The following is a 20,907-nucleotide window of genomic DNA, read 5'->3' as shown; positions in this document are numbered from 1 at the left end:
AAACACCATGTTCAACAAAGGACAACTTGCCGGCCTCATGAAGCAAGCCCAGGCCATGCAGGACAACATGAAAAAAGCCCAGGACGAACTGGCTTTTGTCGAGGTTACCGGTGAATCCGGCGCGGGCCTGGTCAAGGTGGTGATGACCTGCAAGCACGATGTGAAGCGCATCACCATCGACCCCAGCCTGCTGGCCGACGACAAAGACATGCTGGAAGACCTTGTGGCTGCCGCCTTCAACGCCGCAGTGCGCAAGGCCGAAGAAACCAGCCAGGAAAAGATGGGCAAACTCACTGCAGGCATGCCCGGCCTCCCAGGCGGCATGAAGTTCCCGTTCTGAGCTTGTGGCGCACCCCCAGGCTGCAGTGCTACGCCTCTTTCGCCAACCCCCTTGCAGGGGGCAACACCAGCAGCCTGGCAAAGCCAGTTCTGCGGTGTTCTGGAAGGTGTTTTTTTGCCTGGATTTAATGCTTTTTAGGCCTCTGGCGCATATGGCGTCTACGCTAGAAGCTACGAAAAATGTAGCTAAAGGCATGTATGTCTGATTCCAGTGCCTTGAACGCCTTGATCCAGGGCTTGCGCCGCCTGCCGGGCGTGGGCGTGAAGTCGGCCTCGCGCATGGCCTTCCATCTGCTACAACACGACCGCGAGGGCGCGCAGATGCTCTCCAAGGCCCTGGCGCAGGCGGCGGGCAACGTGAAGCACTGCGCGCTGTGCCATACCTTTACCGAAGAAGACATCTGCGATACCTGCCAGGACGAGTCGCGAGACGCCAGCAAGCTGTGTGTAGTGGAAAATCCGGCCGACCAGTCGGCGGTGGAGCGCACGGCGGCATTCAAGGGCTTGTACTTTGTACTGATGGGCAAAATCAGCCCGCTGGACGGGGTAGGGCCTAAAGACATCGGCCTGCAAAAGCTCATTGACCGGGCCAGCAACGGCCTGGTGCAAGAGGTGATTTTGGCCACCAACTTCACCGCCGAGGGCGAAGCCACGGCCCATGTGATTAGCGTAGCCCTCAAGGCGCGGGGTCTGCAGGTGACGCGGCTGGCGCGTGGTGTGCCGGTGGGCAGTGAGCTGGAGTATGTGGATCTGGGCACTATCGCGCATGCGTTTGTAGACCGGCGTTAACCCGTAGCCCAAAACGTTACGGGCAAACCCGGACGGGGATGCTCCCAATGTGTAACAAATGGATGAGCCTTATGCTGGGGCGCACACCACCTGCATGTCCACACACCTACTTCCCCGCCGTGCCTTTGTTGCTGCTGCCCTGCTGGCCGCAGGTTTCCATGCGACATCCACCCGCGCCCAAACCAAGCTGGAAAAGACCCGGCTCACGCTGGCCGTGGACGGTGAAGCTGCGCTTTACCACCTGCCGCTGACGATTGCCGACCAGTTGGGCTATTTCAAGGCCGAGGGTCTGGAGGTAGAGATCAGCGACCTGGTGGGCGGCATGCGCTCGCCCCAGGCGATGCCGGGCAGTACGGCAGACGTGTTTGCCGGGGCATTTGAAAACACCATCACCGGCCAGGCCAAGGGCCAAATGTTCCAGTCGTTCGTGCTGCAAGGCCGGGCACCGCAAATTGCGCTGGGTATCTCAACCCACAACATGCCCGGCTACCGCACGCTGGCCGACCTGCGGGGCAAGAAAATTGGCGTAGCCGCGCTGGGTGCTCCTTCGCACATGGTGGCAAATGTAGTGCTGGCGCGGGCGGGCGTGGGCTCGGGCGAGGTGCAGTTTGTCGGCATCGGCTCGGCCGGTGGAGCCCTGTGGGCCTTGCGCTCCGGTCAGATCGATGCCATTTGCAATACCGATCCGGTGATGGGCATGCTGGAGCAAAAAAGCGATGTCAAGATCGTGTCGGACACCCGCACACTGAAAGGCGCGCTGGATGTGTTTGGCGGGGCCATGCCCGCCGCCTGCGTCTATGCCCCGCTGGAATTCGTCCGCAGGTACCCCAACACTGTGCAGGCACTCACCAACGCCATGGTGCATGGGCTGAAATGGCTGCAAACGGCGGGGCCCAGCGACATCGTCAAAATCGTGCCCGACAGCTATTTTCTGGGCGACCGCGCGGTGTACCTGGCGGCATTCAACAAAGCCCGCGAGGCCATATCACCCGATGGGCTGCTGCCCGAGGACGGCCCGCAAACGGCGTGGAAAGCCCTGGGCAGCTTCGATCCGCTGGTCAAGGCAGCCCGGATCGACCTGGGCAAAACCTATACCAACGACTTTGCCCAGCGGGCCAAGGAGCGGTTTCGCGCCTAAGCGACTCCTACTGTTTCTTTTTGCGCGTGGACGGCACGGCTTTGGCGGGTCGCGCCGCTTTGCTGCTATCGGCACTGCGGGTCTTGGTGATGGCCGATTTGCCCTGCGTACGTTCTGCAATTGGGGCGCTGGCGCGGGTTTTGGTCAGACGCACGGGCAGGTACAAAACCACCTGTTGCCCGGCTTTGAAGGCTGCGTTGACCTTGAGGTCGTTCCAGTCGGCCACGTTGCTGGCGGTAACACCGTAGCGCTTGGCAATGCTGGCTACCGTGTCGCGCTTGCCCGCCTTGACGGCAGCTTTGCGGTTGACGATCTCGGGCGAAAGGCTGAGCTGGGCGGTGTCGGCCACCTTCCCGCTCACGTCTTGCATGCTGGCCGAGCGTGGCACGATCAGCGCCGATCCCGCCTTGATCAGCATGCGCGGCGGGATATTGTTGACGCTGCGCAGGTCGTATTCGCTCATGCCGACTTGCTGGGCGGCGGCGCTGACGCTCATGGTGCTGGGAGCCGTCCAGGCCGTCCAGCTGGCGTACTGGCCCTGGGTGTAGGCATCGTAATTGCGGGTGAACACGGTGGCGTTGTCCCAGGGCAGCAAGATCTGCGGCGTGCCTGCGGCCAAGATCACCATGCGGTGCGACGACGGGTTCAGCGCCTTGAAGTCCTCCAGTTTCACGTCGGCCAGCTTGGCAGCCAGGGTGACATCAATGTCGTGCGAGATGTCTACACTTTGAAAGTAGGGGTGGTTTTCAATCAGTGGCAGCTCGGTGCGGAACATGTCCGGGTTGGCGATGATGTTCTTTACCGCTTGCAGCTTGGGCACATACAACCGGGTTTCGGCAGGCATGTTCAGCTCGGAGTAGCTAATGCCCAGGCCCAGCTTCTGGTTGCGGGCAATCGCCCGGCTGACGCTGCCTTCGCCCCAGTTGTAGGCTGCCAGGGCCAGTTGCCAGTCGCCAAACATACCGTAGAGTTTTTGCAGGTAGTCCAGGGCGGCGCGGGTCGATGCCAGCACGTCACGCCGGTCGTCGCGGAAGATGTTTTGCTTCAGCTCAAAATAATTGCCGGTCGCCGGCATGAACTGCCACATGCCCGCTGCTTTGGCGCTGGATACGGCCTGCGGGTTGAAGGCGCTCTCGATATAGGGCAGCAGGGCCAGTTCGGTCGGCATGCCGCGGCGTTCCAGCTCTTCCACCACATGGAACAGGTATTTGCTGGACCGCTCGGTCATGCGCTGGATGTAGTCTGGGCGGGTGGCGTACCACTGCTCGCGGTCTACCACCAGGTCGCTTTGCAGGTTGGGCATGGCAAAGCCGCGGCGGATGCGCTCCCACAGGTCGGCCGGGGCCTTGAGCTGGGCGACACCGCGCGATGGGGCATCTGCCGCGGTAATGGGCTGCAGCGTACCGCGTGGGTACACAGCGGTGTGGGGCGGCACCAGCGCTTGCTTGGGGTCTGTTGCTGGCGAGGTGGACGCTGCGTTGGGCTGAATCCCGCCTGCGGTGGGTGTCCCGACGGTGGCGCAGCCGGTCAGCCAAATAAGGACAGACAGGCCAGCAAGATGGATAAATTTCATTAAAACTGGTTCTTCCAGGTGCGAAGTGCGCCTAACACGCTGGCTTCGTCGAGGGTGGAGGCATCAAACGCCTGCGCGGCCTGTTGGACCGTGGCATGGCGTGTGCGCAAAAAAGGGTTTATTTGGAGTTCCAGCGCAATGCTGGAGGGCAAGGTGGGCACATCGGCCGCACGCTTGGCAACGCACTCGGCTTGGTATAGAGCCAGCGCGGTGTTGTCTGGTTCCACAGCGCGGGCAAATTTCAGGTTACCCAGTGTGTATTCGTGGGTGCAGCAGACCCGGGTGGTGCCGGGCAGGGCGGCCAAAGCGGACAGCGAGGCCAACATTTGTGCCGGTGTGCCCTCAAACAACCGTCCGCAACCACCCGAAAACAGGGTGTCGCCGCAAAACAGCAGCGGCGCACCGTCCCATTCGGGCGCAAAGTAGGCAATATGTCCGGCGGTATGGCCAGGTACGTCGATGACTTCAAAGGCAATACCCAGGGCCGTGATGCGATCGCCCTGGTTCAGCTTGTGCAGCGGCGCAGGGATGCGCTCACGGGCCGGGCCGTACACCGTGGCGCCAGTGGCATCGCGCAATGCGTCCACGCCGCCCACATGGTCGGCATGGTGGTGCGTGACTAGAATGGTCTCCAACTGCAGGCCATGCTGCTGCAGTGCGTGAAACACTGGCTGTGCATCGCCAGGGTCCACCACCAGCGCACGCTGTCCGTCGTGCACCATCCAGATGTAGTTATCGGCAAAAGCAGGCAGGGCAAGCAAGTTCATGGGCAGCGAAATTATAAGTTTGCACGAATGGTTGAGGACCCCGCCGGGCCAGTATCTGATGGACTGGGAGCGGGGCCGCTTCGACGAGGCAGTCGCCGATGTGTTTGGCTACCATGCGCTTCAGCTCGGGCTGCCAGGGTTGCCAGCACTGCAGAATAACCGCATACCGCACCGTTGGTTGGCCACCGATGCAGCCATGCCAGGCTCTGCTGCAGATTTTGCGCCCGCTTCGCCCACCCTGGCGTGCGATTTTGCCGCTTTACCATTTGCAGAAAACAGCCTTGATCTGCTGTTGTTACCCCATACCCTGGAACTCAGCCCAGACCCCCACGCCACCCTGCGCGAGGTGGAGCGGGTGCTGGTGCCCGAGGGCAGGGTGGTGATTGCGGGCCTGAACCCTATGAGCCTGTGGGGCCTGCGCCATAGCCGCACCCGGCTGCTGCACCGGCTGCGGCTGGGCAACCATTACCTGCCCGAGGTAGGCGAGGCGATTGGCTACTGGCGTTTGCGTGACTGGCTGCGCCTGTTGAGCTTCGAAGTGGAGTCGGTGCAATTTGGCTGCTACCGGCCTGCTGCCCGCAGCGCCGCCTGGCTGGAGCGCATGCGCTGGATGGACCGTGCGGGCGAGCGCTACTGGCCGATTTTTGGCTCTATCTACTTCGTGGTGGCCGTCAAGCGGGTGCGTGGCATGCGCTTGCTGGGCCCCAATTGGAAGGTGCCCAAGGCCCTGGCCAAAGCGCCGGTGCCGATTGCAAATAAGGGCCAACAAAGACCGTCATCTTAGGCAACAGGCCATCTGGTAAAAACGCTGCTCTGTTTGATGATTTAGAAAGTTGTATTTGAACCACGTAGATATGTATACCGACGGTGCCTGCAAAGGCAACCCTGGCCCCGGCGGCTGGGGCGTTTTGCTGACCTGGAGTGGCACCGAGAAAGAAATGTTTGGCGGCGAGCTGGCTACCACCAACAACCGCATGGAAATGATGGCCGTGATTGAAGGCCTGAGCGCTTTGAAGCAGCCCTGCAGCATCACCCTGTACATCGATAGCCAGTACGTGCTCAAGGGCATGACCGAATGGCTCAAGGGCTGGAAGGCGCGCGGCTGGCTGACGGCCTCCAAGGAACCGGTCAAGAACGTCGATCTGTGGCAGCGGCTGGACACGCTGGTCAACACCGCCGGGCACAAGATTGATTGGCGCTGGGTCAAGGGCCATGCGGGCCACCCTGGCAATGAGCGCGCCGATGCGCTGGCCAACCGGGGTGTCGATATAGCCCTGGGCAAGCGGTAAGCAAGCGGTGATTGAAGGCATGGCAGTCCACAGTTTTCTTTGGCACGACTACGAAACCTTCGGTGCTAATGCCCGGCGGGACCGCCCCGCCCAGTTTGCCGCTATCCGCACCGATGCGGATCTGAACGAAATCGGTGCGCCGATGATGCTGCACTGCCAGCCTGCACCCGATTTTTTGCCCGACCCGCAGTCCTGCCTGATCACCGGCATCACTCCGCAAATCTGCCTGCAGCGCGGCGTGCCCGAGGCCGTGTTTGCCACCCAGATCGAGCAGGCCTTCAGCCAGCCCGGCACTATCGGCGTGGGCTACAACACCATCCGCTTCGACGACGAGATCACGCGCCACATGTTTTGGCGCAACCTCATCGACCCGTATGCCCGCGAATGGCAAAACGACTGTGGACGCTGGGACCTGCTGGACGTGGTGCGCACCGCCTACGCCCTGCGCCCGGACGGCATCCAGTGGCCGACCACGCCCGACGGCAAGCCTAGTTTCAAGCTCACCGACCTGAGCGCCGCCAACGGCCTGCTGCACGAGGCCGCGCACGATGCTTTGTCGGACGTGCGTGCCACCATCGCCCTGGCCCGCCTGGTCCGCACCGCCCAGCCGCGCCTGTTTGACTTTTGCCTGGGCCTGCATAAAAAAGACCGTGTCGCCGCCGAGCTGGGCCTGCCCACCACGCTGCAGACGGCCAAGCCGTTTTTGCACATTTCTGGCATGTTCCCGGCGCAACAAGGCTGCCTGGCCCTGATGTGGCCGCTGGCCATGCACCCGCACAATAAAAACGAGCTGATCGCCTGGGACCTGGCGCACAGCCCGGCCGAGCTGGGCCAGATGGATGCCGAAGCCATCCGCCTGCGCCTGTTCAGCAAGGCCGAAGATTTGCCTGAGGGCGTGGCGCGCCTGCCCATCAAGACCATCCACCTCAACAAGTCGCCCATGCTGGTGTCCAACCTGAAAACCCTGTCGCCCGCACTGGCCGAGCGCTGGGGTCTGGTGGGTGACACGTTGCGCGCCCACGCAGCCGAGGTGCGCGCGCTGCCCGACATGAGTGCCATCTGGCCCGAAGTGTTTAGCCGCCCGGCGCAAGAAGCGCGAGATGTGGATGAAGACCTGTACGGCGGCTTCGTCGGCGATGGTGACCGCCGCCGCCTGAACGACCTGCGCGCGCTCTCACCCGAAAAATTAGCCGAAAAATTGGCCCAAAACGAGGCCGATAACCGTGCCAGCTTTGACGACGACCGCCTGACCGAGCTGCTGTTTCGCTACCGCGCCCGCAACTTCCCCGCCACCCTGAGTGCGCAAGAGGCGGCCCGTTGGGAAGCCCACCGCGCCGCACGCCTATTTGACGGGGAGGCCGGAGCCCGCACCATCGAAGCCCTGTTTGCCGAGATCGACACCTTGTCGGAAACCGCAGACGAGCGCGGTGAAGAAATTCTGGGCGCCCTGTACGACTACGCTGAAGCCATCGCCCCCGACCGCGATTAACCTAAACGGACCACCGCCATGGCAAAAAGTTTTAGCAGCCTATGGTTGAAAAGCCTGACCCGCATCGCCAAGACCCAACAGAACAAGCTGGTGCGCAGCTTGACCTCAGCCACCAAAAAAGCCACTAAAGCTGCGGTGAAACTGGCGCTTGCGCCGCCGAAACCTCCTTCCAAGCCAAAGGCCACGCCCAAACCCAGGGCCAAACTGGCGGCAAAACCAGCATCTAAACCCGCAGCCACGCCCGCACCCTCCGCAGCCCTGCCCGGCAGCTGGACCCGCTCCTTCTTTGCCGCGCCCAACGGACAGCGTATTAGCTACTGGCTGTACCTGCCGCTGCGCGACAAGGCGCAGGCCCTCAAGCCGCTGCCGCTGTTAGTGATGCTGCACGGCTGCACCCAGACGGCCCCCGAGTTCGCCCAGGGCAGCCGCATGAACGCCCTGGCCCAGCGCAAAGGCTTTGCCGTGCTGTACCCGCAGCAACTGCTGGCGATAGATGCCCACCGCTGTTGGCAGTGGTACCAGCGCGCCACGCAAAACGGCGGCGGCGAGGCGGCTCTGGTGGTGGGCACGGTCACCCAAGTGGTGACCAAGCTGGGGCTGGACGCGAGCCGGGTGTACCTGGCCGGTATTTCCGCCGGGGCGGCGCTGGCCCAGATCATCGCGCTGCGCTACCCGTTTCGCATCGCCGCCGTGGGCCTGCATTCTGGCCCGGTGTTTGGCACGGCAGACAGCCGCATGACCGCTTTTGGAGCGATGCAAACCGGCGGCGGCATCCATGTGGCGCAGGCGGTGCAGGCCACTGTGGAGGGGGGAGGCTTTCCGCGCATGCCCGCCATCGTGCTGCACGGCGACGCCGACAAGGTGGTGCGCATCGTCAACCAGCAGCAGGTGGCGCAGCAGTTCCTGCAGGTCAACGGCATTGCCGACCTGGCCCCGGTCACTACCCACACCCCCGCCCGGCCCAAAGGCCGCAGCCCGCGCCACGCCTACCAGACGCTGGACTACCGCGTGGGCCGCAAACCCATTGTGTCGGTCTGCCGCATCGCCGGGTTGGACCACGCCTGGAGCGGTGGCGACGGCACGCTGCGCTTCAATGACAACGTAGGGCCGGACGCCAGCGCCTTGCTGTGGGCGTTTTTTAGTAAGCACCGGCGGCTGCGCTCGGTAAAGTAATTTGCTATTGCTTATATAGCTGCCAGCGTAGGTGGAATAAGTGCTAGACCCCGAAATGGCTTACCAACCGAGTGCATTGAACAGCGCCGGTACGCCCGCCAGCGTGGGCAGCGTGGCATCTGGCGTGTAGTCGGGCAGCGGGCTGCGCCGACCACGGTCGATCCACACACACCGAAAGCCGATGTCGCGTGCCGCGGCGTGGTCCAGGTGCGGGCTGGCGCAAATGTGCACCACGTCTTCCTTGGCCACATGGAGCTGGGCATGGGCATAGTCAAACAACTGGCGCGCCGGTTTGTAGGCCCCACCTTGCTGGGCTGTGATGACCCGGTCGATGGTGCCGCCAAGCTGTGCCACGTTGCCCGCAATGATGTCGTCGTCGGTGTTGGAAATGATGCACAGACGGTAGCCGTGCGTCTTGAGCTGCTGCAGCGCCGCCACCACCTCGGGAAACGGAGGCATGCGGCCGATGCGCTCGGTCAGGCGGTTTGCATCTTCGGCATCGCCTTTCAGCCCCAGGTCGGCCAATGCCATTTGTAACGCCGTGCCCGATACCGCACGGAAAGACCGGTGCGGCGGGGTTTGCTCTAGCGCGTGCTCGTGCCGGTCGTGGAGGGCGATCAGCGTGGCTGCGTCGATCTGCGGTGCGTTCTTGCGCTGCAAGATGTCGGCAAACACCGCTTGCAGGCCTTCGTCCCATTGGATCAGGGTGCCGTAGCAGTCAAAGGTGAGCCACTGGGGCCGATGGGTGTGTTGCAGCGTCATGGAAGTGGTGGGTTGGCTATAGAAGTCCGCACTGTGCGGCAGGCCTTAGATATTTGCAAATTGATTTAATATTGATCTTTAAGTTGAATTTCCACTGACAAAACCATGCTCGATCTGGATCTGCTGCAAACCCTGGTCTGCGTGGTGGACGAACGCAGCTTTACCCGGGCTGCTGAGCGGGTGCACCGCACGCAGTCCACCGTCAGCCAGCAAATTCTGCGGCTGGAGGACAGCGTGGGCCACCCCTTGCTGCACCGCGACCGCACCGGCAAGAACGTCATTCCCACCGAGCGCGGCGAGCTGCTGGCCGCCTACGCCCGCCGCTTGCTGGCCATCTCCCAGGAGGCCGAAGACGCGCTGGCCAGCCCGGCGGCGCTGGCTCCGGTGCGCATCGGCTTACCAGAAGACTTTGACGCGCGCCGGATGACGGCCATCTTGTCTGGCTTCTTGGCCATTGCACCCGAGCTGCGGTTGGAAACCAGCAGCGGCCTAAGTTGCGATTTGCAACGCGCTCTGGAGTCGGGCGGCCTGGACCTGGCCTTGCTCCGGCGCGAGCCGGGCAACGGGCCCTGCATTGCGTCCTGGCCCGATGCGCTGGTGTGGGTCGCCGGGCCCCAGGCCTTGCCGACCTTGTCGCCCGGCGAGGTGGTGCCGCTGGCTGTGTTTCCGCACGGCTGCATTTACCGGTTGCGGGCCATCCGTGCGCTGGAGACGGCGGGTCGGCGCTGGCGCATTGCGTTCGGAAGCCACAGCCTGGCGGGCATTCAGGCGGCGGTGTCGTCTGGCCTGGCCGTTAGCGTCTTGCCCACCAGCGCCTTGCTGGCCGAGCACCGTGTGCTGGGCCCCGCCGACGGCTACCCCGATGTGCCCACCAGCGAGCTGGCCCTGGTGGCCGCCGCGCTGCCTTTGAGCGCCGCCCAGCGCAATCTGGCCGACTACCTGTGCACGGCGATGGCAGCGGCTAGGGTTGGATAGGTTTTGGATTTATTGCTCCATAAAGTATAGCAACTGATGTTGATTGAATATGCGCTAGATACGTATTTCTTATAAATCACCGGCTAGGGGAAACTCCTAACAAAGTTGGCGGTAACCCGTCAGTAACTTGTAAAAAAGCCTGCCCATAATCCAGCCAACAAAATAAACCTGACACCGAATTTCGGCGCGCAGGCAACGGAGGCCAAGCATGCGCAGCACACACCCTTACCAGCAGGGCCTGGACAAGAATTCCGCCAATTTTGTGGCGCTGTCGCCGCTGAGCACCATCGCGCGTTCGGCCCATGTCTACCCTGAGCGCCTGGCCGTGATTTACGGTGAGCGCCGCCAAACCTGGGCTACCACCTACACCCGCTGCCGCCAACTCGCCAGTGCCCTGCAAGCCCGGGGCGTGGGCGTGGGCGACACCGTGGCGGTAATGCTGCCCAATGTGCCCGCCATGCTGGAAGCGCATTTCGCCGTGCCCATGTCGGGCGCGGTGCTCAATACCCTGAACACCCGGCTGGATGCCGAAGCCATTGCCTTCATGCTGCAGCACGGCGAGGCCACAGTGCTGCTGACCGACCGCGAATTTGCCAGTGTGGTGGAGAAAGCGCTGGCCATTTTGGGTGACAAACGGCCCTTCGTGATTGAGGTCGAGGACGATCTGGCCCCGCCCGGCAAGGCTCTGGGCGATGTGGACTATGAAAGCTTCATCGCCCAGGGCGACCCGCAGTTTGCCTGGCAACTGCCCGCGGACGAGTGGGACGCCATTGCCCTGAACTACACCTCGGGCACCACCGGCAACCCCAAGGGCGTGGTCACCCACCACCGCGGCGCGTACCTGAACGCGGCCAACAACGTGCTGTCGTGGCAGCTGCCGCACCACGCGGTGTACCTGTGGACGCTGCCCATGTTCCACTGCAACGGCTGGTGTTTCCCCTGGACCATGGCCTTGGTGGCGGGCACCAGCGTGTGCCTGCGCCGGGTGGACCCGGCGGTCATCTTCCCGCTGATCCGCGAACACGCCATTACCCACCTGTGCGGTGCGCCCATCGTCTACAGCATGCTGGTGCACGCGCCCGCCGCTCTGCGCGAAGGCATTGGGCACACCGTGCAAGGCCTGATCGCCGGGGCCGCGCCGCCCGCCGCCGTGATCGAAGGCTGCGAAAGCATTGGCATCCGCATCACCCACGTCTACGGCCTGACCGAGGTGTACGGCCCGGCCGCCGTCTGCGCGCAGCAGGATGCGTGGGCCGAACTGCCCCCCGAGGAGCGCGCCCGCCTCAACGCCCGCCAGGGCGTGGCCTACCCGCTGCAAGAGGCCATGGCCGTGCTGGACCCGGACACCTTGCAGCCCGTGCCCGCCGACGGTATGACCATGGGCGAAATCTTCTTTCGCGGCAATGTGGTCATGAAGGGCTATCTGAAGAACCCCGCCGCCACTGCCGAGGCGTTTGCGGGTGGCTGGTTCCATACCGGCGACCTAGCTGTGCTGCACTCTGACGGCTATGCCCAGATCAAGGACCGCAGCAAGGACATCATCATCTCGGGCGGCGAAAACATCTCCAGCATCGAGGTGGAAGACGTGCTGCACCGCCACCCGGCGGTGATGCTGGTGGCGGTGGTAGCCCAGCAGGACGAAAAATGGGGCGAGGTGCCCTGCGCGTTTGTGGAGCTGAAGCCCGATTCGCAAACCACCGAGGAAGACATCATCGTGTTTTGCCGCATGCACCTGGCCCGCTTCAAGGTGCCAAAACGGGTGGTGTTCGGGCCCTTGCCCAAGACATCGACCGGCAAGATTCAAAAGTTCGTACTGCGTGCACAAACCCCTGGCGCTAAAAATTAGGAACCGCATGGCGAACGACACCATTTTGCAAACTACGGGGTTGACCAAAGAGTTCTTGGGCTTTGCCGCCGTCTCCAAGGTCGACCTGAAGGTCCAGCGCGGCAGCATCCACGCGCTCATTGGCCCCAACGGCGCAGGCAAGACGACCGTGTTCAACCTGCTGACCAAGTTCATCCAGCCCAGCCAGGGGCAGATCCAGTTCAACGGCCACGACATCACCCGCGAAACCCCCATCCAGGTGGCGCGCCGGGGCATGGTGCGCTCGTTCCAGATTTCGGCCACCTTCGGCCACCTGACGGCACTGGAAAACGTGCGCGTGGCCTTGCAGCGCAAGCGCGGCGACTCATTCAACTTCTGGTCGTCGGTGCGGCGGCTGGATGCCCTCAATGGCCGTGCCATGGCCTTGCTGGAGGAGGTGGATTTGCAGACATTTGCCGACACCGTGGCGGTGGAAATGCCCTATGGCCGCAAGCGCGCCCTGGAAATCGCCACCACGCTGGCCCTGGAGCCCGAGCTGATGCTGCTGGACGAGCCCACCCAGGGCATGGGCCATGAGGATGTGGGCCGGGTGGTGGAGCTGATCCGCAAGGTGTCGAAAAACCGCACCATTTTGATGGTGGAGCACAACCTGTCGGTGGTGGAGTCGCTGTGCGACACCATCACCGTGTTGCAGCGCGGCAGCGTGCTGGCCGAGGGCAATTACGCCACCGTGTCCAAAGACCCGCGCGTGCTGGAAGCCTATGTGGGGGTGGAAGCATGAAAGAAGTTTTGCGTCTCAAGGGCCTGCACGCTTATTACGGCGAGTCGCACATCCTGCACGGTATCGACCTGTACGTGAACACCGGCGAGCTGGTCACGCTGCTGGGCCGCAACGGCGCAGGCCGCTCCACCACGCTCAAGGCTATTCTGGGCCTGGTGGGCAAGCGCACCGGCAACATCCAATTCAACGGGCAAGAGATCAATGGCATGGCCCCGCACCGCATTGCCCGGCTGGGCATGGGGTATTGCCCCGAGGAGCGCGGCATCTTTGCGGGCCTGTCCACCGAAGAAAACCTGCTGCTGCCGCCTATCGTGGCCCCCGGTGGCATGACGCTGGACGAGATTTACACCCTGTTTCCCAACCTGCTGGAGCGGCGCAACAGCCCCGGCACGCGTTTGTCGGGTGGCGAGCAGCAGATGCTGGCCATGGCGCGCATTCTGCGCACAGGGGCCAAAACCCTGCTGCTGGACGAAATCACCGAAGGCCTGGCTCCGGTGATCGTCAAAAAGCTGGGCGAGGTGATTCGCCTGCTGAAAACCCGTGGCTACACCATCGTGCTGGTGGAGCAGAACTTTCGCTTTGCCGCCCCGCTGGCGGACCGGCATTACGTGCTGGAGCATGGCCAGGTGGCTATGGTGGTGCACAAAGATGAGCTGGCGGATAAGACCAGCGCGATGCAAGCATTGCTCGGTGTTTAGCCGGGCATTCACATCCTTTGGGGCGTGAATTTTTAATTGTTGACCTAAGGAGACTCCCATGAAACGCAAACTCAAACCTCTTGCCCAAGCAGTGGCCTTGTCCCTCGTATTGGCGACTGCCGCCCAGGCCCAGGTGTCGGACGGCGTGGTCAAGATCGGCGTGCTGACCGACCTGTCGGGCACCTATTCCGACCTGGCCGGCCCCGGCACCGTCATTGCCACCAAGATGGCGATCGACGATTTCGTGGCCGCTGAAAAGCCAAGTTTCAAGGTGGAAATGGTCTCGGCCGACCACCAAAACAAGGGCGACATCTCCAGCAACAAGGCGCGCGAATGGATCGAGCGCGACAAGGTGGACGTGATCACCGAAATGGTCACCTCGTCCACCGCACTGGCGGTGCAAAAGATTGCCAAGGAAAAGAACCGCATCGTCCTCATCAATGGCGCAGGCTCCACCGCCATCACCAACGAAGCCTGCAACGATGTCACCGTGCACTGGACCTACGACACCTATGCCGTGGCCAACGGCACGGCCAAGGCCGTGACCAAGGCAGGCGGCAAGAAGTGGTTCTTCCTGACGGCCGACTACGCTTTTGGCCAGGCACTGGAAAAAGACGCAGCCGATGTGGTCAAGGCCAACGGCGGTGAGGTGGTGGGCAGCGTGCGCCACCCGTTCCCTACGTCGGACTTTTCGTCCTTCCTGCTGAAGGCGCAGTCATCGGGCGCGCAAATCATCGGTCTGGCCAACGCGGGCGGCGACACCATCAATTCCATCAAGCAGGCGGCAGAATTTGGCATCACCGGCAAGCAGCAGTTGGCGGGTCTGCTGATGTTCATTACCGACATCCACGCCCTGGGCCTCAAAACCACGCAAGGCATGTACCTCACCGAAGGCTTTTACTGGGACCTGAACGAGGAAACCCGGGCCTGGTCGAAGCGCTTCTTTGCCCTGCACAAGCGTATGCCCACCATGGTGCAGGCGGGGCAGTACTCGTCCATCATGCATTACCTGAAGGCGGTCAAGGCTATCAACAGCGACGACACCGCCAAGGTGATGGCGCAAATGAAGAAGACCCCCGTGAACGACTTCTTCGCCAAGAACGGCAGCATCCGCGAAGACGGCCGCATGGTCCACGACATGTACCTGATGCAGGTCAAGACCCCGGCTGAATCCAAGACGCCTTGGGATTACTACAACGTGAAAGCGGTGATACCGGCCGCCGAAGCCTTCCAGCCGTTGTCGGCATCGCGCTGCCCTTTGATCAAAAAGTAAGTTGAGTTCCCCAGGGTCGCTTGCGGCCCTGGTTTTTTCGCGTTACCAGGGGAAACACCCGCTATGGACATCTTCGGCATACCGTCACCCGCGTTTTTTGGCCAGTTGCTGCTGGGGCTGATCAACGGCTCGTTTTATGCCATTCTGAGCCTGGGCCTGGCCATCATTTTTGGCCTGCTCAACATCATCAACTTTGCCCATGGTGCGCAGTACATGGTGGGCGCGTTTGTGGCCTGGATGGCGCTGACCTGGCTGGGCATTGGCTACTGGTGGTCGTTGATCCTGTCGCCACTGGCAGTGGGGGCGGTGGCGGTGGTCATCGAGCGCACCATGCTGCGCCACCTCTACAAGCTGGACCACCTGTACGGCCTGCTGCTGACCTTCGGGCTGGCGCTGATTGCCGAGGGCGTATTCAAAAACTATTTTGGTGTGTCCGGCTCGTCCTACGAGGTGCCCGAGCTGCTGCAAGGCGGCATCAACCTGGGCTTCATGTACCTGCCGATCTACCGCGCCTGGGTCGTGGTAGCGGCCATGACCGTGTGCTTTAGCGCCTGGTACGCCATCGAGCGCACCAGCCTGGGGGCCACGCTGCGCGCCGCCACCCAACGGCCTGACCTGGTGCAGGCCCTGGGCATCAACGTGCCCGTGCTGCTGACAGCCACCTACGCCGTGGGGGCCGCGCTGGCGGCCTTTGCCGGGGTGCTGGCCGCGCCCATCATGCAGGTGAACCCGGTGATGGGCTCGAACCTGATCATCGTGGTGTTTGCGGTGGTGGTGATTGGCGGCATGGGCTCCATCCTGGGTTCCATCCTCACCGGACTGGGCCTGGGCGTGGTGGAGGGGCTGACCAAGGTGTTCTACCCAGAGGCTTCGGCGGTAGTAATTTTTGTGGTGATGGTGCTGGTACTGCTGGTCAAGCCCGCAGGCCTGTTCGGCAAACAAGCCTGAAAGAAATGCAATGACTGAACGCCAACGTACCGTGTGGATGTTTGTGGGCCTGATCGTGGTGGGCTGCATCGCGCCCTTTGTGCTGTACCCCACGTTTTTGATGAAGGTGCTGTGCTTTGCGTTGTTTGCGTGCGCCTTCAACCTGCTGCTGGGTTTTGCCGGACTGCTGTCGTTCGGGCATGCGGCGTTCTTTGGCGGCTCGGCCTACATCACCGGCTATTTGTGCCGCGACCTGGGCCTGTCACCCGAGCTGGGCCTGCTGGCCGGGGCTGCGTTTGGCGGCGTGCTGGGGGCCTTGTTTGGCATGCTGGCCATCCGCCGCGAAGGCATCTACTTCGCCATGATCACGCTGGGCCTGGCGCAGCTGGTGTATTTTGTGGCGGTGCAGATGCCGTTCACCGGCGGCGAAGACGGCCTGCAGGGCATTCCCCGCGGCAAGCTGTTTGGCGTGGTGGATATGTCAGACAACATCGCCATGTACTTTTTTGTGTTTGCGGTGTTCCTGGCCGGTTTCTGGCTGATCCACCGCACCATCCATTCGCCGTTTGGCCAGATTTTGAAAGCCATCCGCGACAACGAAGCCCGCGCTACCTCGCTGGGCTATGACGTGGCCCGGTTCAAGCTGCTGGCGTTTGTGATCTCGGCCTCGCTGGCCGGGCTGGCGGGTTCGATGAAGTCGCTGGTGTTCCAGCTCGCCTCGCTGGCCGATGTGCACTGGCACACCTCGGGCCAGGTGGTATTGATGACGCTGCTGGGCGGCCTGGGCACCATCCTCGGCCCGGTCGCCGGTGCCATCACCATCGTCAGCCTGGAAGACCTGCTGGCCGACAAGGTGGGCTCTTGGGTCACGGTGATCATGGGCGTCATATTTGTGGTTTGCGTGCTGCTGTTCCGCCGCGGCGTGGTGGGCGAGATCGGCGCATTGTTCGGCAAGAAACCGGCAGCCGGCCCGGCCGGGCATTGAAACACAATGCTCCTGTTTTTGATGTCAAAAACAGGAGCAGGTAGCGCAGGTTAAATCTACGCTAGAAGCTGTTTTCATGCCTAAAAAATCGCCCTTATTCCAATAATTCTGGCTCGGCCTCCACCAGCCCTTCGTACAGACTTTCAAACGCATGCAGGGCCCCTTCGGGCTTGCCGATCTGGCTGTGCGTGTGGCGTGCCACGGCTTCGTCGATGGGCTGCGGCGTGCCAGCGGCTTCGGCCAGCAGTTGGGTGTGGCAGGCGTTGTCCAGCGCGATGTACCACCAGGCGGCGGCTTCCACCGTGGGGCCGGCGCTCAGGATGCCGTGGTTCTTCAAAATCGCGCCCTTGCGGTCGCCCAAAGCCCGGGCTATGCGCAGGCCTTCGCTTTCATCCACCACCATGCCGGTGAAGTCGTCAAACAGCGCCACGTCGTCGTGGAACACGCAGGCATCCTGTGTCAGTGTGTCCAACTTGCGGCCCAGGGTGGACCAGGCTTTGCCGTAGGTGGAGTGGGTGTGGGCGGCGGCGACGATGTGGGGGTTGTGCTCGTGGATGGCGGCGTGGATGGCAAACGCGGCCTTGTTCAGCGGACGGTGGCCAATCACCGTTTCGCCCCGGCTGTTGACCAGCAAAAGGTCCGAAACCTTGATGCGCGAGAAGTGCACGCCCAGCGGGTTGACCCAGAAATGGTCGGTCAGCTCCGGGTCGCGCGCGGTGATGTGCCCGGCCAGGCCCTGGCCAAAGCCGAAGCGGGCAAACAGCCGAAAGGCGCCGGCCAGGCGCTCCTGCCGGTGGCGGCGCTCGGCGGCAATGCTGGTGCGCGGCGGGATGGGGTCGAACCAGAATTTTTGCTGGGGCTGTGGATTCAGTTGCAAAGCTTTACGGTCGATAGATAAAACGGCGCTCATGGGGTGTCTTTCAAGAGGTAAGCAAGTTGTTAAAACGCTGGTCCCATAGCGGGCGCACCTGGGTCGGGCCGTCCAGCACGCCCAGCTTCACAAAGGTGTCGGCCACGTCCTGGTGGCTGCGCAGCACGGAATCATCCACGGCGGCCAGGCTGTAGTCGCCGCTGCGGCGGTTGAACAGCTCCACCAGATCGCCCACCGGTACCCGGGTCTCGGCGGACTGGGCGCGGGCATAGGCCAGGTAATTGGTGTTGCTCCAGGCAAAGGCGCGCTGCAGGCGCTGCAGCAGGTCGCCGATGGCGGCAGCGCGGGGCGTGTCGTCCAGCGTGCGTGGGTTGGCGTAGATGGGGAAGTTGCCCGACAAATAGCCCACGGCTGTTTTGATGGTGCGCGCGCCATACTGGGTGCGGGCCAGTTGGCCGTTGTAGCCGTAGATGGCCCAGGCATCCAAGTCGCCGCGCGCAAAGGCCGACAGCCCGTCCGCAGGGGTCAGGCTGACCGCGTCGATATCGCCAAACGACAGCCCGGCTTCGGCCAGTTGCTTGGCCAGGTAGTAGTGGGCGGTGGTGGCGCGCACGTAGCCGATGCGTTTGCCCTTGAAGTCGGCAATGCTGCGGATGGGGGCGTCTTTGCGCGCCAGTGTGGCCTGGTTGTTCAAATCCTCGTGGGTTACGGCGACGAAGCGCACGCTGGCCTTTTGCCGCGCGGCAAACACCGCTGGGATCTCGCTGCCCGAGCCCAGGTCCAGCGCATCGCCGTTGATAGCCTCGATGTGCAGCACGCCGTTGTTGAACTCGCGCCATTCGATCTTGTAAGGCGTATCGGCCTGGCCCGAGGCCTGCAGCAAAGGTCTCCACAGGCCTTTGTACGTGCCCACGCGCAGCGTCACGCCGCGCAGGTCTTGGGAAGTGGAGGGTGCCGCTTGCGCCGTTGCGGTGCCGAGGGCAGCCGTGGCCAGCAGCCATTGGCGGCGGGTGAGGAGGGGGTTAGTCATGGCCTGCAAGGTAACCCGCGCCTACCCGCTTGCCAACGTAGAAAAGCAAGCTTGCATATCTGGAATGCATCGTTGGGGCGGCGGGCCTGGTTGGCTACCTTTGGCGCATGAACAACCCACTCTCACCCCTTTCGCGCCGCCAATGGCTACAAGCTGCCGCCGTGCTCCCTACCGTGGGTGCATTCCCTCTGTGGAGCGCGGCCCAGACGCAAACGGCGCTGGTCCTGGGCGACCAGGCCGGTGGCCTGCGTGCCTTGTTCGAGGCCTCCAATGCGCTGGACGGCGCGCCGTTTTCCTGGCGCTGGGCCAACTTCCAGGGCGCGGCGCCGCTGTTTGAAGCCCAGCGCAGCGGCGCGGTAGACACGGCCATGGCGGGCGACTTGCCGGTGCTGGCGGCGGCGGTGGGCAAGACGGCGATGAAGATTGTGGCTACCCGCGTCGGCAAGGCAGACTCGCTGGGCATCGTGGTGCAAGGCGACTCAAAGCTGCGCAGCGTGGCCGACCTGCGTGGCAAAACCGTGGTGGTGTCGTCGGCGCGCGGCAGCATTTCGCAGTACCAGCTGTACGGCGCACTGGAAGAAGCCGGGGTGCGGCGCGATGAGGTCACCGTCAAGTTCGTACTGCCCACCGATGCGTCTACCGCGTTCTCGTCTCGGCAGATTGATGCCTGGGCGATTTTTGACCCGTACTACACCATCGCGCTGCAAAACGGCGGCCGCATCCTGCGCGACGGACGCGGCATCAACACCGCTTTAGGCTTCATCACTGCCAGCGAAGAGGCCCTGGCCGACCCCGGCAAGCGCAAAGCCATCGTGCAGTTTCTGGACCGCCTGGCCCGCGCGGGCGACTGGGCGCTGGCGCACCCCGAGGCCTATGCCCAGGCCTATACCCAACTCACCCGCCTGCCGATCGAGGCGGCCCGCACCATCACCGGGCGCGCCGCCGTGACAGGCCGGCCGGTCAGCGAGGCCGACATCGCCGCCCTGCAAACCGTGGCCGACCGCTCGGCCCGCGACGGGATTCTGCCGCTGCGGGTGGATGTGCGCGCCATCACCGACACCCAGGTCTGGCCGCGGGCAGCCTAAAAACGTGATGCTCCTGTTTTTGATGTTAAAAACAGGAGCATCATGCGTAGGTTATATCTACGCTATAGCCTTATTTAATGGTTGAAAATAAGGCTGAATTTCATGTATTTAACCTTGGCGCTTCACCGCGCCTGTGCGTGAGACCAAGAACACCCCCGGCAGGATCAAAGCCGCACCCACCAAATGGTGCCAGCCCAGGCTTTCGCCCAACACCAGCCACGCCAGTAGCGCCCCGTACAGGGGGCCCAGGTACAGGGTGACAGCCACTTTGCTGGCCCCCAGGATCTTTTGCGCCCAGCCGTAAATCCAGTAAGCCGTGATGCCCGGCACCAGGGCCGCCGCCACCCCCAGCACCCAGGCCTCAGTGCCCAGCGGCGGGGTGCTGGGCTGCGCCATTTCCCAGGCTGTGCCCAGCAGTAACACCGGCATGGCACCCCAGCAGATGGCGGCCAGGCGGGCGGTGGAGCCCAGCGTGCTGGGCCAAATCTTTTGCAATAGCGCGTACAGCGCCCACGACACCATGGCGGCCACAATCCAGCCGTCGCCGACCACAAACTGCACCTGGCGCAGGGCTGTCCATTCGCCTTTGACGATCACATGCAGCACCCCCGTGAGTGCAATGGCTACGCCCAGGGCCTGCGACCCGCGCATGCGCTCGTGCAGCCACAGCACCGAGCCCAGGGCAATCAGTACCGGTGACGCGGAATAAATAAGAGAAATGTTCACCGCCCCCGTGGTCTGCGCGCCCAGGTACACCCAGGCACCACACACCACCATGCCGCAAAAGCCCAGCGCCATGTACTGGTACCACACCGCCGCCATACCGCGCCATTCGCGCCGCAACTCGGTGCGGGCGTGCAGACTCAGCAGCAGCCCCGCCAAGCCCCAGCGGATGCAGGCCAGCGTGTACGGTTCGATTACCCCTGGTGCCCGCCGCGCCACAAAATAGTTGACCGCCCACAGCAGCGGAATCAGCCAGATGGCCGACTGGGCCAGACGGGTTTGGGCTTCAAGGCGCAACGCAGAGGTTCCTTCAGACAGGATGTTGGCAACGCATAAAAAACGCTCCTGTTTTTGACATCAAAAACAGGAGCGTCTATCGAGGGTTATATCTACGCTATAGCCATATTTCATATCT

Annotated in this window: 21 protein-coding genes; 15 read left to right on the top strand and 6 right to left on the bottom strand. The window is 62.9% G+C overall.

What is annotated here, in order from left to right; genetic code table 11:
* Positions 1 to 7: 7 nt before the first annotated feature.
* From AC097L_RS14970 to AC097L_RS14960, 3 genes are all read left to right on the top strand, one after another.
* Positions 8 to 340, top strand: a complete 333-nt coding sequence (locus tag AC097L_RS14970) for a YbaB/EbfC family nucleoid-associated protein (RefSeq protein ID WP_295959601.1) — start codon at positions 8 to 10, stop codon at positions 338 to 340.
* A gap of 197 nt (positions 341 to 537) precedes the next feature.
* Positions 538 to 1,128, top strand: coding sequence for a recombination mediator RecR (gene recR / locus AC097L_RS14965; protein WP_479587298.1), 591 nt, complete (start codon positions 538 to 540; stop codon positions 1,126 to 1,128).
* 94 nt (positions 1,129 to 1,222) lie between these two features.
* A complete protein-coding gene (locus AC097L_RS14960; protein ID WP_479587295.1) occupies positions 1,223 to 2,266 on the top strand; it encodes an ABC transporter substrate-binding protein in 1,044 nt (347 codons plus the stop codon).
* A gap of 7 nt (positions 2,267 to 2,273) precedes the next feature.
* Here the strand turns inward: AC097L_RS14960 and AC097L_RS14955 are convergent, their stop codons facing one another.
* Both AC097L_RS14955 and gloB read right to left on the bottom strand, forming a co-directional pair.
* Positions 2,274 to 3,839 (bottom strand): transglycosylase SLT domain-containing protein, encoded by a 1,566-nt coding sequence (locus AC097L_RS14955; protein ID WP_479587293.1) that lies wholly within the window; start codon positions 3,837 to 3,839, stop codon positions 2,274 to 2,276.
* The gene (gene gloB / locus AC097L_RS14950) at positions 3,839 to 4,606 is read right to left on the bottom strand and encodes a hydroxyacylglutathione hydrolase (protein WP_479587292.1); all 768 of its coding nucleotides are present in this window, start codon (positions 4,604 to 4,606) and stop codon (positions 3,839 to 3,841) included. The genes AC097L_RS14955 and gloB overlap by 1 nt, the downstream gene beginning before the upstream one ends.
* Here gloB and AC097L_RS14945 point away from each other — a divergent pair.
* The 4 genes from AC097L_RS14945 to AC097L_RS14930 are packed head-to-tail and all read left to right on the top strand — an operon-like array spanning position 4,605 to position 8,557.
* Entirely contained in the window at positions 4,605 to 5,390 is a 786-nt protein-coding gene (locus tag AC097L_RS14945; RefSeq protein WP_479587291.1) for a methyltransferase domain-containing protein, read from the top strand. The genes gloB and AC097L_RS14945 overlap by 2 nt on opposite strands.
* Before the next feature lie 55 nt (positions 5,391 to 5,445).
* Positions 5,446 to 5,895 (top strand): ribonuclease HI, encoded by a 450-nt coding sequence (gene rnhA, locus AC097L_RS14940; protein WP_479587290.1) that lies wholly within the window; start codon positions 5,446 to 5,448, stop codon positions 5,893 to 5,895.
* Between the two features lie 19 nt (positions 5,896 to 5,914).
* A complete protein-coding gene (gene sbcB / locus AC097L_RS14935) occupies positions 5,915 to 7,384 on the top strand; it encodes an exodeoxyribonuclease I (protein WP_479587289.1) in 1,470 nt (489 codons plus the stop codon).
* A gap of 18 nt (positions 7,385 to 7,402) precedes the next feature.
* On the top strand, positions 7,403 to 8,557 hold the full coding sequence (locus AC097L_RS14930; RefSeq protein WP_479587288.1) for an extracellular catalytic domain type 1 short-chain-length polyhydroxyalkanoate depolymerase: 1,155 nt from the start codon (positions 7,403 to 7,405) through the stop codon (positions 8,555 to 8,557).
* 60 nt (positions 8,558 to 8,617) lie between these two features.
* Here AC097L_RS14930 and AC097L_RS14925 read toward each other — a convergent pair whose 3' ends face one another.
* Complete coding sequence (locus AC097L_RS14925) at positions 8,618 to 9,319, bottom strand: haloacid dehalogenase type II (RefSeq protein WP_479587287.1); 702 nt, start codon at positions 9,317 to 9,319, stop codon at positions 8,618 to 8,620.
* Between the two features lie 105 nt (positions 9,320 to 9,424).
* Here AC097L_RS14925 and AC097L_RS14920 point away from each other — a divergent pair, with 105 nt between their 5' ends.
* The 7 genes from AC097L_RS14920 to AC097L_RS14890 all read left to right on the top strand — a co-directional run bounded on the left by AC097L_RS14920 (position 9,425) and on the right by AC097L_RS14890 (position 16,783).
* Positions 9,425 to 10,294, top strand: coding sequence for a LysR substrate-binding domain-containing protein (locus AC097L_RS14920; RefSeq protein WP_479587286.1), 870 nt, complete (start codon positions 9,425 to 9,427; stop codon positions 10,292 to 10,294).
* A 208-nt stretch (positions 10,295 to 10,502) separates the two neighbouring features.
* Positions 10,503 to 12,140 carry an acyl-CoA synthetase gene (locus tag AC097L_RS14915; RefSeq protein WP_479587285.1) on the top strand — a complete coding sequence of 546 codons (1,638 nt, stop codon included), beginning with the start codon at positions 10,503 to 10,505 and terminating at the stop codon, positions 12,138 to 12,140.
* Positions 12,141 to 12,147: 7 nt separating this feature from the next.
* On the top strand, positions 12,148 to 12,900 hold the full coding sequence (locus AC097L_RS14910; protein WP_479587284.1) for an ABC transporter ATP-binding protein: 753 nt from the start codon (positions 12,148 to 12,150) through the stop codon (positions 12,898 to 12,900).
* A complete protein-coding gene (locus AC097L_RS14905) occupies positions 12,897 to 13,598 on the top strand; it encodes an ABC transporter ATP-binding protein (RefSeq protein WP_479587283.1) in 702 nt (233 codons plus the stop codon). The genes AC097L_RS14910 and AC097L_RS14905 overlap by 4 nt, the downstream gene beginning before the upstream one ends.
* Before the next feature lie 58 nt (positions 13,599 to 13,656).
* On the top strand, positions 13,657 to 14,871 hold the full coding sequence (locus tag AC097L_RS14900; RefSeq protein WP_479587282.1) for an ABC transporter substrate-binding protein: 1,215 nt from the start codon (positions 13,657 to 13,659) through the stop codon (positions 14,869 to 14,871).
* A gap of 63 nt (positions 14,872 to 14,934) precedes the next feature.
* Positions 14,935 to 15,819: a branched-chain amino acid ABC transporter permease gene (locus AC097L_RS14895; protein WP_479587281.1), complete on the top strand. Its 885-nt coding sequence runs from the start codon at positions 14,935 to 14,937 to the stop codon at positions 15,817 to 15,819.
* Between the two features lie 10 nt (positions 15,820 to 15,829).
* Complete coding sequence (locus AC097L_RS14890; protein ID WP_479587280.1) at positions 15,830 to 16,783, top strand: branched-chain amino acid ABC transporter permease; 954 nt, start codon at positions 15,830 to 15,832, stop codon at positions 16,781 to 16,783.
* A 94-nt stretch (positions 16,784 to 16,877) separates the two neighbouring features.
* Here AC097L_RS14890 and AC097L_RS14885 read toward each other — a convergent pair whose 3' ends face one another.
* Together AC097L_RS14885 and AC097L_RS14880 are read right to left on the bottom strand one after the other, a co-directional pair.
* On the bottom strand, positions 16,878 to 17,693 hold the full coding sequence (locus AC097L_RS14885) for a class II aldolase/adducin family protein (RefSeq protein WP_479587279.1): 816 nt from the start codon (positions 17,691 to 17,693) through the stop codon (positions 16,878 to 16,880).
* 10 nt (positions 17,694 to 17,703) lie between these two features.
* A complete protein-coding gene (locus tag AC097L_RS14880; protein ID WP_479587275.1) occupies positions 17,704 to 18,684 on the bottom strand; it encodes an ABC transporter substrate-binding protein in 981 nt (326 codons plus the stop codon).
* Between the two features lie 107 nt (positions 18,685 to 18,791).
* Here AC097L_RS14880 and AC097L_RS14875 point away from each other — a divergent pair, with 107 nt between their 5' ends.
* The gene (locus tag AC097L_RS14875; protein ID WP_479587273.1) at positions 18,792 to 19,769 is read left to right on the top strand and encodes an ABC transporter substrate-binding protein; all 978 of its coding nucleotides are present in this window, start codon (positions 18,792 to 18,794) and stop codon (positions 19,767 to 19,769) included.
* 108 nt (positions 19,770 to 19,877) lie between these two features.
* On the opposite strand, the gene AC097L_RS14870 is transcribed toward AC097L_RS14875, so the two are convergent.
* Positions 19,878 to 20,789 (bottom strand): DMT family transporter, encoded by a 912-nt coding sequence (locus AC097L_RS14870; protein ID WP_479587271.1) that lies wholly within the window; start codon positions 20,787 to 20,789, stop codon positions 19,878 to 19,880.
* Positions 20,790 to 20,907: the final 118 nt, after the last annotated feature.

It is taken from the genome of Rhodoferax sp. RT5P35 (assembly GCF_056521385.1).
This window is presented reverse-complemented; position numbering and strand designations above follow the sequence as displayed.

Coding starts and splice junctions, on each gene's coding strand:
- AC097L_RS14970 (WP_295959601.1), top strand. CDS start 8: ATGTTCAACAAAGGACAACTTGCCGGCCTCATGAAGCAAGCCCAGGCC.
- recR (WP_479587298.1), top strand. CDS start 538: ATGTCTGATTCCAGTGCCTTGAACGCCTTGATCCAGGGCTTGCGCCGC.
- AC097L_RS14960 (WP_479587295.1), top strand. CDS start 1,223: ATGTCCACACACCTACTTCCCCGCCGTGCCTTTGTTGCTGCTGCCCTG.
- AC097L_RS14955 (WP_479587293.1), bottom strand. CDS start 3,839: ATGAAATTTATCCATCTTGCTGGCCTGTCTGTCCTTATTTGGCTGACC.
- AC097L_RS14945 (WP_479587291.1), top strand. CDS start 4,605: ATGGGCAGCGAAATTATAAGTTTGCACGAATGGTTGAGGACCCCGCCG.
- gloB (WP_479587292.1), bottom strand. CDS start 4,606: ATGAACTTGCTTGCCCTGCCTGCTTTTGCCGATAACTACATCTGGATG.
- sbcB (WP_479587289.1), top strand. CDS start 5,915: ATGGCAGTCCACAGTTTTCTTTGGCACGACTACGAAACCTTCGGTGCT.
- AC097L_RS14930 (WP_479587288.1), top strand. CDS start 7,403: ATGGCAAAAAGTTTTAGCAGCCTATGGTTGAAAAGCCTGACCCGCATC.
- AC097L_RS14925 (WP_479587287.1), bottom strand. CDS start 9,319: ATGACGCTGCAACACACCCATCGGCCCCAGTGGCTCACCTTTGACTGC.
- AC097L_RS14920 (WP_479587286.1), top strand. CDS start 9,425: ATGCTCGATCTGGATCTGCTGCAAACCCTGGTCTGCGTGGTGGACGAA.
- AC097L_RS14915 (WP_479587285.1), top strand. CDS start 10,503: ATGCGCAGCACACACCCTTACCAGCAGGGCCTGGACAAGAATTCCGCC.
- AC097L_RS14910 (WP_479587284.1), top strand. CDS start 12,148: ATGGCGAACGACACCATTTTGCAAACTACGGGGTTGACCAAAGAGTTC.
- AC097L_RS14905 (WP_479587283.1), top strand. CDS start 12,897: ATGAAAGAAGTTTTGCGTCTCAAGGGCCTGCACGCTTATTACGGCGAG.
- AC097L_RS14900 (WP_479587282.1), top strand. CDS start 13,657: ATGAAACGCAAACTCAAACCTCTTGCCCAAGCAGTGGCCTTGTCCCTC.
- AC097L_RS14895 (WP_479587281.1), top strand. CDS start 14,935: ATGGACATCTTCGGCATACCGTCACCCGCGTTTTTTGGCCAGTTGCTG.
- AC097L_RS14890 (WP_479587280.1), top strand. CDS start 15,830: ATGACTGAACGCCAACGTACCGTGTGGATGTTTGTGGGCCTGATCGTG.
- AC097L_RS14885 (WP_479587279.1), bottom strand. CDS start 17,693: ATGAGCGCCGTTTTATCTATCGACCGTAAAGCTTTGCAACTGAATCCA.
- AC097L_RS14880 (WP_479587275.1), bottom strand. CDS start 18,684: ATGACTAACCCCCTCCTCACCCGCCGCCAATGGCTGCTGGCCACGGCT.
- AC097L_RS14875 (WP_479587273.1), top strand. CDS start 18,792: ATGAACAACCCACTCTCACCCCTTTCGCGCCGCCAATGGCTACAAGCT.